The sequence below is a fragment of the Ruegeria sp. J8 genome (assembly GCF_056531925.1).
Genome location: NZ_JBQFMR010000004.1, coordinates 380,764 through 393,218, shown reverse-complemented (window position 1 = coordinate 393,218; position 12,455 = coordinate 380,764). Strand labels below are relative to the sequence as shown.

Below are 12,455 nucleotides of genomic sequence, written 5' to 3'. Positions count from 1 at the left end.
TCGAAAGCCGCGCGCATGACCTCTTCGCTTGCAATCGTGAATGCCGATCTGCGCACGATGGAGCCCGGTGGCCCGCGACACCAGGCGATATTCGTGTCGGGGCATCGGGTCGCAGCGGTTGGATCAACGGAAGAGATCAAGGCATTATGTACCGTCGACACTCGGGTCGTCGACGCCGAGGGCGCAACGGTTCTGCCGGGCTTTGTCGAAAGCCATATGCATCTGTTTTTCGGCGCCTATTCCCTGAAGGTATTGCGGCTTGAGGCGATCACGGGCACTGCAGCACTGACCCGCGCCATTCAGGAATTTGCCGCACAAAACCCTGATGACAACCTGCTTGTGGCACAGGGTCTGGCCTATGCGAGTTTTGACGGTGGCCAAAATCCGGACCGGCATATTCTTGACGCGATATGCCCCGATCGCCCGCTGTTGCTGCAAAGCGCGGATTTTCACAACGGCTGGGCAAATACCGCGGCGCTGCAGGCTGCTGATGTGCTACGGGGGCGCGATCTGGGGCCGGGTTCGCATATTGAACTGGACGCGGACGGGATGGCCACTGGCACGCTGATTGAGCCTCCGGCCGTTGCCACAATACAGGCGCGTGGCCCCCATGGTGGGCGCGAGGTTCTGGGGCTAGAGGGGGTCGAACCGGCCCAAGAAGTGACGCAAGCTCAGCGCGAGGCCGACAAGGCATTGATGCGCGAAGGGCTGAAATACTGCGCCCAGCACGGTATCACGACAATCATCAATATGGACGGCAACCTTTATCAGGCCAGTCTTTTACAAGAGATCGAGGCCGAGGGCGATCTGTGTTGCCGGCTTGAGCTTCCCTATCACTTCACGCCCGGCGAACCCGTCGAAAACATCGAGATTGCCGAGCAGATGCGGCGTAAGCTGGACAGCCCGATGCTGTGGTGCAACCGGGTCAAATTTTTCATGGACGGCACGCTGGATGCGCACACCGGATACCGGGTGCGGGACTACCCCGATACAGCCGGCCACAAAAGTGCGCCGCTGCATGACCCGGCCCGATTTTCCGATCTGGCGGTGGAACTGGACAAGCGCGGGTTCCAGATCGCGGTTCATGCCATTGGGGATGGGGCCGTACGCGCGGTGTTGGATGGTTATGAGGCCGCCCGCTCTGCCAACGGCCCGCAGGGCAATCGGCACCGGATAGAACATATCGAGTTGCTAGACCCTGCAGACCGGCCCCGCTTTGCCGCGCTTGATGTGGTCGCCTCGTTCATGCCGCCGCATCCGCCGGGATGCGGGGATTTCCCGCTGGAGCCTCTGGCCTCGATCATCGGCAGGGACCAATGGCCCGACGCCTACACGTGGCGGACGCTTAAAGAGACGGGCGCGCGTGTCTGTTTTTCAAGCGATTGGCCGATTGCAGCCCTGCCACCTTTGACCGGGATCGACATCGCCTTGACCCGGCAGGTCTGGGACGGCGATCAAAAGGACGAGCGTCTGAGTTTTGAAGACACCCTTGCCGCCTATACCAGCGAAGGGGCCTATGCCTGCCGCCGCGATGATCATTTTGGGCGTCTGGCGCCCGGCTTGCTGGCTGATATAGTGGTGCTGGACCGGATGCTGACGGACAGCAACGCAGGCGACACTGCCATTGCGGCAACGATCTGCAACGGGGTCGTGACATACTTGGCTACAGACTGAAATCCACGCACAAACGGCCGGCTACATCCCCCGCTTGCAGCCGATCCAGCGCATGGTTTACCTGATCCAACGGTACAGTTTCAACATTCACTGCCAAAGGGTTTTGCGCCGCAAAGTTCAGAAAGTCCAACAAATCCTGCCGTGTCCCAACAGAGGAACCGTAAACCCTGTGCCCCCCGTCGATCAGCCACAGCATCGACAGATCAACCGGATCATCCACTAGAGCCACAGCCACAATATCGCTCAGCGGGTTCACAGCGTCCTTGATTGTCTGCCAGACCCGAGGGGTTGGCGCAAAGTTCAGCGTCACATCGGCACCTCCGGCCTGCCGTACAGCCGCGCCTGCTTCGGGACCGGCAAGGATACCCAAGTCCGCCCCCAGGTTTTGCGCCGTCTGCAACTTGGCAGGGTCCTGATCCACGACGATCACCCGCGCGCCACGGGCTTTGGCGATCAGGACAGCGTATTGCCCCAAACCCCCTGCCCCGATGATCAGAACATTTTGGCCTGCCTCAAGCTTGGAGCGTTTCAGCGCGCTCCATGCAGTAAGCCCTGCGCACAGCAGCGGTGCGCCTGTGATGGGGTCGATCTGATCGGGGATTTCGCAGGCAAAGCGGGCCTCAAGCACCGCATATTCTGCAAAAGCCCCATCCTGTTCAACGCCCCGCGCTTGTTGCGTTGGGCAATAGTTCTCAAGCCCGGATCGGCAAGGTTTGCAGGCAAGGCAGGTGTCGTAAAGCCATGGCAACCCGACACGCGTGCCAATAGTCGGAGCCTTGAAAGTACCTGCACCCACAGCCACAACGCGCCCTATCCCTTCATGCCCAAACACTCTGGGATAAGCGTCGTTGGGTAACGTTTCATCACGCAGATGCAGATCGCTGTGGCAAATCCCACAGCTTTCCAGTTTGACCAGAACCTGACCCTGACCTGCTATGGGCACTGGTACCTCGGTCACGACCAGCGGCGCACCCGGCCCCGTACTGATCACCGCTTTCATCCTGGTGGGCAGGCCAGTCATGGCGCCGTGTACTTTCCTTCCAACCACGCGCGAATGATTGCGCGGTGGCGATCCCGGCCATAGCTGGGAAAGTGACCCCCATGCACGGTTTCCACCGGCAAATCATACAAGCGCACCATCGAGCGGTAATAGTCCTGAGCATTACTGTGATAGGTGTCTTCGATCAACTCGCCATCATAGACAATATCGCCCGAGAACAGGATGCCCGTTGCGGCCTCCCACAAGGCTATTCCGCCCGGTGAATGACCCGGTGTATGGATCACCTCGAAATGCCTGTCCCCAAGATCGACGATATCGCCATCGTCCAGCAGTCGCGTCGCCTGCGCATCGCTGACCGCATATGTGTCGGATCGGTAGGGCAAGGGCGGCAGGCAGTCGAAAATCTCGTCCGTCACGTAGGGGTCGGCCAGCGTCGCCACGCGCGTCGGGTTGGCCAGAATATCGGCCTCGGCCCTGTGGACCGCGCGATCCTCGAACTCATGATGACAGCCGATATGGTCGAAATGGGTGTGGCTTGCGACCGCCGTCAACGCACGTTCGGTCACCAGAGGCACCCATGTCCGCAGTGACACAACGCCCATGCCGCTGTCGACCAGCATATCGCGGTCGCGCCCACGTACATGCCACATGTTGCAGCGATAGAAAGGCGTGATGAAAGGCTCATCGATCAGGGTAACGTCTTCACCTTTGCGGGTTGTGCGGTACCAATCCTGCGGTTGCGCGCGTTGCATCAGGGGGTCTCCGGTTCGAACAGGCGAAAATTCTCGACATCTGCGGACACCGATACCACATCGCCCTGCGCCCAAGGGCGGTCAGGGGCCAGATAGGCCGTCAGGCTCAGGTCCGGGGCACAGGCCGGCGACAGGTGCGCCCGGCAATAGGTTCCGAAAAACGCCGCCGCAGTCACCGTGGCCTGCCCCATCGGGAATGATCCTTGATCGTCGGCGCGGATATCCTCGGGACGCAGGCAGATTGCGGCTTTGGTCGAGGCCGGGGCGTTCAGGGTTGGCAATAGTCCAAACGGCGTTTCAAAACCCGTCCCGGATTTCACACCTGAAATGTGGTTATTTTCGCCCATGAAATCCGCCGTGAACAGGGTTGCCGGATGGCGGTAGACCCGATCTGGGGTGCCATGATCTTCGATCCGGCCACGGCTCATTACCACGATCCGGTCCGCAATCGCCATTGCTTCCTCCTGATCATGGGTGACGTGGACAAAGGTTGTGCCGATCTGTTGCTGAATGCTTTTCAACTCATCCTGCATGGATCGCCGCAGCTTGAGGTCCAGCGCGCCCAGCGGTTCGTCCAGCAGCAGAACGTCCGGATTGACCGCCAGGGCCCGCGCTAGGGCGACGCGCTGTCGCTGCCCACCGGACAAGGCATGAGGACGTTTGAGCGCGGCATCCTTCAGACCAACCAGATCCAGCATCTGTTCGGCGCGTGCGTGGCGGTCTTTCCGACCCATACCGCTCATACGCAGGCCAAAGCCAACATTGTCGCGCAAGGACATGTGCGGAAACAGGGCATAATCCTGAAACACCGTGGTCGTGGGACGTTTGACCGGTGCTACACGGGTCATGTCCTGACCGCCGATCAGGACGCGGCCCTGGGTAGGCTCAAGAAACCCCCCTAGGATCGACAAAAGAGTGGTCTTACCGCAGCCGGACGGGCCCAGCAGAGTCACGTATTCACCGGCCTCGATCTGCAGGTCGATCCCGGACAGCGCCTGAAACTGACCGAACCAGTGATTGAGACCCGAAAACGTGACAGACGCGGTCATTGGCGGCCTTTCCGAAAGATGGTGAGTTCCAGCAGCAGCACAGCCGCAACTGAAATCAAGAAGACAAAGCTGCCGATTGCGTTCAGTTGCGGCGACAGGCCCGACCTGAGCAGCGACCAGATTTCAACCGGCAAGGTGACGTCAAAGCGGGTCAGCAGGAAGGAGATAATAAACTCATCCCAGCTGAGGGTGACCGACAAGAAAAAGGCCGCCGCAATCGAGGGCAGCAACATCGGTACTGTCACCAACGCGATCACCTTGGGCTCGGACGCGCCCAGATCACGGGCGGCGCGTTCGGCGTTTTGCTGTTGCGCTCCCATCGAGGCATAGATGATGGCGAAAGCCAGCGGCAAGTTGATGACCACATGCCCGATCGCTGCGGTCCAAAGCGAAACGCCAAAGCCCGAGCGCGTCAGAACGATCAGCAGGCCCAGCCCGACGATCAGGTAGCTGACCGTCAAGGGGGCGATCAGCAGCCCTCGGATCAGGGCCGATCCCGGCAGAACGTGCCGCGCAAGCCCGTATGCCGCCAGAAACCCAAGCGCCACGGCAACCGCAGACGACCCGAACGCGACAAGGATCGAATTGCGCAGCGCTGCCATCAAATCCTCGTCCCCAAGAATGGTTTGGTACCATTGCAGGGACGGCCCGTTGAACGGTGGCACAGGCAGCGATCCTTCCTGAAACGAGAACAGGACCAGCACGCCCACCGGAAGGTAGATAAAGACAAAAGCGGCGATCAGGTACGCCCAGGGCAGAAAGCGCATCATAACCGGTCAAGCCTTAACCAGCGGGCTGACAGCAGATAGGCCAGCGCAACGATGCTCATCAAGACAATGGCCAGCGCCGAAGCCAGCGGGAAATCCGCACGCCGTCCCAGTTGCACCATGATGACCTGTGGCACGGTCAGTTCGGTGTTGCCGCCCAGAATCTGCGGCGTGACGTAGTCGCCGATACACAGGACAAAGGTCAAGAATGCTCCGGTGACGATACCGGGCAGAGTCAACGGCAAGATCACGTGCCGGAAGGTTTGAAACGCGTTAGCGCCGAGGTCCATTGCCGCCCGGCGATAGTTCGGGGACAGCTGGATCAGGTTGGCATAGATCGTCAGGGTCAGAAGCATCACAAAGAAATGCACAAAGCCCGTCACCGTCGCAAAGCGCGTATTGGCCAGCGTGATCGGCTCGGCGATGGCTCCGATCCACATCAGCGTTTCGTTCACCACACCCTCACGCGCCAGTACCAGCAGCCACGCATAAGATCGCACCACATAAGATGTCCAGAACGGCAGGATCGCCAGCAGCAAGGCCAAGCGCTGCCAGCGCGGTGACACACGAAAGGCAATGATCCAGGCCAGCGGATAAGCCAGCACGACCGAGATCACCGTCACCGTCAGTGTGATTTCCAGCGAAACCAGGATCGCCCGCCATAAATATTTCTTTTCAAGCAGCTTGGCGTAGTTGGCCAGTGACAGATCCCAAACAAGCGTTCGCCCTTCAAGCGAAGCAAGGCTCATCGCGCCCATCACAACGAAAGGCACGATGAAAAAGGCGATGGTCCACAGCAGGGCCGGGGTTACAAAGCCCCAGCCGCGGACCTGGTCCTTGGACATGTTCACTGCTGCAGAGTTTCCAGCCACAGATCCTGCATTTCGATGTCCAGATCTGCATTCGGTGCAGGGTAAAGCTGTGTCAACGCCAGATAGTCAGGCTGTTGATCCCAGCGCAGGATGTCTTTTTGTGCGTCGGTCAGAACGTCTCCGGCCTTGGCATTTGCGGGCATTCCCCAAAAGCACGAAGACGTCGCCAGACGGGCCTGCCCTTCGGGGCTGGTGATGTACTTGATGAACTCAACCGCCAGATCGGGGTTACTGGCCCCCTCGACCACGCCGATGGATTGCGCCCAGCGAACCGCGCCCTCCTTGGGGATGGTCCATGTCAGTTCCGGCTGTTCCGAGGCGAGCACGGCCGTCAGCCACTCACCCCCACCCACAACGATATCTACTTCGCCTGTCGCCAGTGCTGTTTGCGCCGCAACCACCCCCGCGACCGAGGCAGCTCGGCTTCGCATGGTTGAAAGGACACCATCGATCTTTGCCAAATCTCCCGCGCCAATTGCGTCCGTTGCAATGCCTTCGGCAATGGCGGCCAGCCCCATCACGGGCAGGTAGTAGTCATAGATCGAAATCCGCCCGTCGTATTTCTCGGACCAAACAGTGCTCAGGCTTTCCATATCCGCGGGATCGACCTTGGCCGAGTTGTACGAGATCGTGTTGTAGCCAAATTTTTCGGTCACGGCATAGGTCACGCCGTCAATTGTGTTGTTTTCGGCCATGACCACTTCGGGAAAGTAATCCGCAGTCGAGACCGCGCCCTCGGGCAGCGGGGCCAGAACACCGGCTTCGACCGCGCGAAACACGTCGATCCCATCGACCACAAGCACATCCCAATCGCCGGGTCTGGATTGCTCCAACAATGCCAGCGCTGCGCCCGTTCCTTCGTATTCGCGCAGGTTGACCTTGACGTTATGCTTCGCCTCAAACGGAGCGATCAGTTCGGGATCGGTATGGTCGCACCACACCAGAGCATTCAGTTCGCCTTCGGCCCAGGCATTGCCAGCCATCAGGGCCAGTGCCGACACACCAAGGATTTTACGTCCGGTTTGCATTCCTCATCTCCTGTTGATTGTGGGTCGCCCGGTTTTTGAGTGGGTCTGTTCGAAAAAACTTGAACAGCCTCATCTTTTTAGTCAACTCTAAATTTGGATTTGTGCTACACGAGGTCATTTTTCCAAATGGCAGGATTAAGAGAGCGGCAAAAAGCAGCGCGCGAGCGTCGCATCCTCGAAGCTGCATCCATAAAATTCCGGTTGCACGGGTATAGATCCGTGAAAATCGAAGAATTGGCAGAAATGGCCGAAGTGTCTGTCGGCACAGTTTACAACTACTATGAAACCAAGGGCGACATTCTGATTGCAACTGTTGCGATGGAAGTCGAAGAGGTCATCGCCGCAGGCGCGCCCATCCTGACCGACCCTCCGCAGCGCGTTGATGATGCGATACTGGCGTTGATTTTCCAGTATTACGATCACTCGCTTGAATACCTCTCAAAGGAAATGTGGCGCACGGCGATTGCCCATTCTATTGAACACCCCAACACGCCAAGCGGTCGGCGCTATGCGGAACAGGATCGTCGGTTGGTGGCGCAAGTAACCGAATTGATTGCGGTTCTGCAGGATCGAGGAAAAGTTCACCGAAACCTGGTGGCAACAGATTTGGGCGCGCTTGTCTTCAGTGCATTAAATCAGGCGTTTATCGAATTCATCAAACAGGATGAGATGACTCTCACTCAGCTTAGAGATCAAATAACCGCACAGATTGTTCCAGTCGCGAACCTCATTTCCGCAGATGCTTCACCGTCGGCTTAAGACTTAAGGCTTGTTGTTCGCAAAGGTTTTTTGGTCATTGTCGCTAGGTTCCAATGAATAGTAGCCAGGCAGAAGTTTAAGTGGCTCGGCAGCATTCTGAAGTCGTTGCCCTTGGACCCCGACGCGATGCGGAGATTGGTGGAAGGCAAGCCTCACACGCTTAGCCTCGCCTCCCTTGTATCAACCGAAAAACTGCGACCCTTCCCGAGACGAAGAAGTTAAATTGTCACCATTGACAAACTATCGAGCATAGTTATTTGTCATCACTGACAATTTATAGGGCCAATATGCCGCGACCTTCGTTAAAAGACCAAAGATCTCAGGAAATTCTGGACGCATATCTCACATGTGTGGCGCGGTTCGGGCTTGACGGTGCGACGCAAGAGCGGATCGCCGAGATGGCTGGCGTGAAACGACCGCTTCTGCGTCACTACCTTGGAAACAAGGACGAAATGGTAACCGCCTTGGCCGGCTACGTTGTTGCAGGTTTTTCTGAATCGCTAGAAGGACTCCGACAGGCGCTGCCAGGCGGAGCAACGCCGTCTGACCTTGTAGACGCACTGTTTGCCGACGATAGCGGGACCGATCCACGGTTGATGCTGGCCTATCAGGCATTGGTGGTCGCGGTTCCGAATCGTCCGGATCTGAGGCAAGATCTGATGGACAGCCTTACGGAGTTTTTCGACGTGGTCGAGGATATCCTAAGGCGTGCCACCCCTAACGCGCCAGATACACACATTCGCGCCGTGACTCAGGGAATTTCTGCAATCTTTGTCAGTATGGACGCCCTGTCGCCGCTGGACCCACCCAAAGTCTGGCGTGCAGAATTGAAACTGGCGGCCTCTTTGCTGGCCTCCACTCTGGAGGCAACGCCATGAGCCATACCAGAACGGCGAATTACATTGCTTTGCCTATCCTGCTGATCACCACCGTCTTAGAGCTCTACTGGGTATGGGGGCTGCTTTTTGTTTGGTGGATCGTCCCAACCGTTCTGAACCGGCAAGCCTTTCTGGTCTTCGAGATCAACCGAGATGACGACCCTTTGCTCTACTGGGCTATAGTTTGCCTGTGGGCTTTGTCGGGACTGATGATGATCGCCGCCAGCCTGTTTCCGCAATACGCCCACCTGCTTGCCTGAGGAATTGACATGACCAAAATGTACCACCACCTGCCGGTCTCGGCTTATACCTCGCAGGACTGGTTCGATCGGGAACAGCGGCAAATCTTTTCGCGCACCTGGCGGTTCGCGGGATTGGTCGAGGATGTCGAGGGCCCGGGGCACTACATTTCCGTTCAGGCAGGCCTGAACAACCTGTTCATTGTCATGGGGCGTGATCACCGTCTGCGCGCTTTTCACAATATTTGCCGTCATCGGGGCACCCAACTGATCCGCGCAGTTGGAAAAACGCAAAAGGCGCTGACCTGCCCGTATCATGACTGGACCTATGACCTGGAAGGCAACCTGATCTCCGTCCCTGATGAGGTGTCCGAGTTCCCTAATTGTGTCGATAAGTCTTGCCTTGGTTTAAAGCCTGCAAGTGTCGATGTCTGGCGCGGCATGATGTTTGTGCACCCCGACCCAGACGCACCGACTTTGGCAGAGTGGTTCGGAGAAGTTGATCCCTTGCTCGGTCCACACAAGCCTGAAGAGTTGGTCGGGATCTGTTGCAACAGAGCCCTCCGGCATAGTCCTGTATTCTAGCATCTCTGGAACTTAATACTCATTAATAAATCTTTTTGCGCACTACTGTCTGCTGGTGATTTCCGTGAACAAAGTCGATGTCACTACACCGTCGGGTCATAAGCCCTGCCCTGCCGGTAGTTTGATCAATTCAAATGAAGCACACATTGACACCACACTCAAGAATCCTTCCCTGCCCCACCCAAGACAAACCCGACACCCTAGACATCGCTTCAAACGAGCGTTGAAACGCGGGTTTCGCAGCGAAACTAACCGATGTGATCTGCAAGCTGACGCAGCAGCACTTCAACGGCCTCACGATCCAGGCTTCGCCCTTCTACCCGGATACGCACCTCGCCCGGTGCGACCTCGGCGCTTAACGAACCTCCATTTGCCAAGGCCACAGGGTCAATGCGTTCGACCTGTTGCGGACGTCCCCCTCGGGACTTGATGACAGGCTGCACGGGCGCGTCCTTTGCCGCCTGCTCCAGAAGCTTCCATTCCGATCGGGCATCCAGTACCTCGGCCCCGTCTAGCGCCTCACGGAACCGTGCCTGAGCACCGTTGCGCAACCCTGCCGCCAATTGGAGGCCCGCTTTCTCCGTCAGTTCCGTCGGAAACTGAAGCAGGTCGCCCAGGGCCTCATGCACTACCGCAAAGCTGCGAACCTTAGATCTCTTGGCTTTGGACGCAGTCGAGAACAAGGCATTGACCGCGTCTTCAACCGAGTCGAACACACCTTGCCCTGCAGCCAACACCGCAATGCGCCCCCGCTCATAGTGGCTTAGGTTCGAGCGCAACTCATTTTCTTCCACCATCGAGACATAGGCACCCTGCCCCGCTCCGGCATCGCGGATGAATGCAGGGATCTCTGCAAAATTCGAATCCGTCGCAGCCAAACGCCGAAACGCTTCAAACCGCCGATACCCCGAGATCAATCCGTACCCGTCCTCAAGCCCGGTGACTTCGATCGGTGTGCGAAGACCATGCGCGCGGATGGACTCGATCAACTCCGCCATTTCCTCTTCGTTGATGTCCAGTCGATCGCGCCGAATGTAGTCGGGCTCGACCTCATCCAGAGCAACCTTACGTGCAACCAACCCGTCACTTTGCGCCACGCGCCAACGCTCAGCATCGCCCTGATCCTGAGCCAAGGCAGCGCGATCCGTGACAGCGGCCATGCCCGAGAGGGCTGCGGCCTCGGCCGCAACCTGTGCAATTGGGGGCGTCAGTGAGTTGGTCTCAAACGGATTGGATTGCGGTTTCGCGGCGAAACCCTCCTCCATCTCCTGCAACGCGGTGGCGTCCGGTGCGGTCAATCTTCTGCGCTTAGCCATCTGCCTGCTCCTCCATCTGGGCGTCCCGCCACCAGCATCCGATCAAAAGCTCTTTGAACTCGGCGTAGGTTCTGTCGAATGTCTCGCGTCCGCGGACATATGTTTCTCGGTTAAATTCACGGTAATCCGCTTCGTAGATTCCATTCACTTGCTCGCCGGCCTGCCCGACCAGAGCGGTATAATCCTGGCGATAAGCGTTCATGAAATCGCCGAAATAGGCCTGAATCACATTGGCCATATCGGTCTGTTGGCTCGCATCAAACCGCGTAATGATCGCGCGGACCACGTCCCATTCGAACTTCATCTCAGGCAATCCAGCAGCGCGGTGGGCTGCGTTTTCGCCATCTTCGATACTGGCAAATGTCGAATACAGCATGTCAAAGAACCGGCCGGTTGAATCAAACTCCAGAAAAGACGCCCCAAGCGGCACCAGCAAGATATCGGCCGCGGCCAGCGCATTGATGGTCAGGTAGCCAAGGGCAGGGGGTGTGTCCAGAAAGATGACGTCATACGCATCCAGAACACCGTCATCGTTCAAAAAGTTGGTCAATCCATCCCACAGAGGCCAACTGCGCAATCCCATACGCCAGACGGGAATCTGAAACTCGGCCCAGTAAAGGTTCAACTGCGCACCGATCAGATCAATATTGGGCCAATGCGTTTTCTGGATGACGTCATGCGGCTGAATGGTCAGCGCCTCTCGCAACGTTTCATCCAGCTGAATTTCCGGCTGCTCAGCTGCGGCACGAACCTGATTTTCCTGCTGAACAGCACGCGCATAGTCCTTGGCGATCAGCGGAAACACGGTTTGCCATTCATCTGCAACATTGCCGCCCAAAATCGAAGTCATCGAGCCTTGGCTATCCAAGTCGATCACCAGGACTTTGTAGCCGTCCAACGCGGCTGACATGGCCAGATGCGCGGCGGTGCTGGTTTTGCCAACGCCACCCTTGAAATTGGCCACCGAAACCACCTTGGCGGGCAGACCTTCGGGACGATAGGGCAGGTATTCTTTAGTGCTGACCCCTTCGCTGGCAAAGAACTTGCGTAGGGCCAGCACTTCTTCCAACGTGAACCACTTGGACCCGCCCTCTCCCTCGCCCTGGGGGAGTTCTGGATTGGCCTTGAGTACACGCCGGAGATGGGCGGGAGCGACAGGGATGAGATATTTGGTGATTTCCCATGTGGAAAACCGTCGCAAGCGTTTTTCACCATCGGGCGCGTATCCACGACGGGCAAGATCATCACGACCTTTGGCGCAAAAAGCGGCGGCTTTCGCGAATCGCTGAGTCCCAATAGGATCCGGTAATCGGTCAGCCGCAGCCTCTGGATCAAGATTCAGATAGGGGGGCAGGCTAGGTTGTGCAGGTTTGTTCACTGTCGGTGCCTCAGAAAATGTTCGCCTTATCAGCGTATATTCATCAATCTAACGTACATTCTGTTCTTGGGCTATCCTTGTTTGAAAATTATTCGGGTTTTAGGCGGTTGTGGAATCAGTTTCGCTACGAAACCTGTAGGATTCGAGAAAAAAACAGC

General features: G+C 57.6%; 13 protein-coding genes. 5 read left to right on the top strand and 8 right to left on the bottom strand.

Annotated elements, in window-relative coordinates; genetic code table 11:
• Positions 1-15: 15 nt before the first annotated feature.
• The gene (locus ACR0L1_RS11480) at positions 16-1,674 is read left to right on the top strand and encodes an amidohydrolase (protein WP_480858912.1); all 1,659 of its coding nucleotides are present in this window, start codon (positions 16-18) and stop codon (positions 1,672-1,674) included.
• Here the strand turns inward: ACR0L1_RS11480 and ACR0L1_RS11475 are convergent.
• Genes ACR0L1_RS11475 through ACR0L1_RS11450 form a run of 6 tightly spaced genes read right to left on the bottom strand, consistent with a single transcriptional unit; the run spans position 1,664 to position 7,142 of the window.
• Positions 1,664-2,665: an alcohol dehydrogenase catalytic domain-containing protein gene (locus ACR0L1_RS11475; RefSeq protein ID WP_480858910.1), complete on the bottom strand. Its 1,002-nt coding sequence runs from the start codon at positions 2,663-2,665 to the stop codon at positions 1,664-1,666. The two genes, ACR0L1_RS11480 and ACR0L1_RS11475, sit on opposite strands and share 11 nt — an antisense overlap.
• Positions 2,666-2,691: 26 nt before the next feature.
• Complete coding sequence (locus ACR0L1_RS11470; protein WP_480503974.1) at positions 2,692-3,426, bottom strand: MBL fold metallo-hydrolase; 735 nt, start codon at positions 3,424-3,426, stop codon at positions 2,692-2,694.
• On the bottom strand, positions 3,426-4,475 hold the full coding sequence (locus ACR0L1_RS11465) for an ABC transporter ATP-binding protein (RefSeq protein WP_480503972.1): 1,050 nt from the start codon (positions 4,473-4,475) through the stop codon (positions 3,426-3,428). Before ACR0L1_RS11465 ends, ACR0L1_RS11470 begins: the two co-directional genes overlap by 1 nt.
• On the bottom strand, positions 4,472-5,245 hold the full coding sequence (locus ACR0L1_RS11460) for an ABC transporter permease (RefSeq protein ID WP_480858908.1): 774 nt from the start codon (positions 5,243-5,245) through the stop codon (positions 4,472-4,474). The genes ACR0L1_RS11465 and ACR0L1_RS11460 overlap by 4 nt, the downstream gene beginning before the upstream one ends.
• Complete coding sequence (locus tag ACR0L1_RS11455; RefSeq protein ID WP_170356353.1) at positions 5,242-6,087, bottom strand: ABC transporter permease; 846 nt, start codon at positions 6,085-6,087, stop codon at positions 5,242-5,244. The genes ACR0L1_RS11460 and ACR0L1_RS11455 overlap by 4 nt, the downstream gene beginning before the upstream one ends.
• Positions 6,088-6,089: 2 nt before the next feature.
• On the bottom strand, positions 6,090-7,142 hold the full coding sequence (locus ACR0L1_RS11450; RefSeq protein ID WP_480858906.1) for an extracellular solute-binding protein: 1,053 nt from the start codon (positions 7,140-7,142) through the stop codon (positions 6,090-6,092).
• Positions 7,143-7,268: 126 nt separating this feature from the next.
• Here ACR0L1_RS11450 and ACR0L1_RS11445 point away from each other — a divergent pair, with 126 nt between their 5' ends.
• From ACR0L1_RS11445 to ACR0L1_RS11430, 4 genes are all read left to right on the top strand, one after another.
• Complete coding sequence (locus tag ACR0L1_RS11445) at positions 7,269-7,901, top strand: TetR/AcrR family transcriptional regulator (protein ID WP_480858988.1); 633 nt, start codon at positions 7,269-7,271, stop codon at positions 7,899-7,901.
• A 287-nt stretch (positions 7,902-8,188) separates the two neighbouring features.
• On the top strand, positions 8,189-8,779 hold the full coding sequence (locus ACR0L1_RS11440) for a TetR/AcrR family transcriptional regulator (RefSeq protein ID WP_480858904.1): 591 nt from the start codon (positions 8,189-8,191) through the stop codon (positions 8,777-8,779).
• Complete coding sequence (locus tag ACR0L1_RS11435) at positions 8,776-9,039, top strand: hypothetical protein (RefSeq protein ID WP_480858902.1); 264 nt, start codon at positions 8,776-8,778, stop codon at positions 9,037-9,039. The genes ACR0L1_RS11440 and ACR0L1_RS11435 overlap by 4 nt, the downstream gene beginning before the upstream one ends.
• Before the next feature lie 9 nt (positions 9,040-9,048).
• Positions 9,049-9,603, top strand: coding sequence for an aromatic ring-hydroxylating oxygenase subunit alpha (locus ACR0L1_RS11430; RefSeq protein WP_480858900.1), 555 nt, complete (start codon positions 9,049-9,051; stop codon positions 9,601-9,603).
• A 248-nt stretch (positions 9,604-9,851) separates the two neighbouring features.
• On the opposite strand, the gene ACR0L1_RS11425 is transcribed toward ACR0L1_RS11430, so the two are convergent.
• Positions 9,852-10,919 (bottom strand): ParB/RepB/Spo0J family partition protein, encoded by a 1,068-nt coding sequence (locus ACR0L1_RS11425; RefSeq protein WP_480858898.1) that lies wholly within the window; start codon positions 10,917-10,919, stop codon positions 9,852-9,854.
• Positions 10,912-12,297, bottom strand: a complete 1,386-nt coding sequence (locus ACR0L1_RS11420) for an AAA family ATPase (protein WP_480503961.1) — start codon at positions 12,295-12,297, stop codon at positions 10,912-10,914. Before ACR0L1_RS11420 ends, ACR0L1_RS11425 begins: the two co-directional genes overlap by 8 nt.
• Positions 12,298-12,455 lie beyond the last annotated feature (158 nt).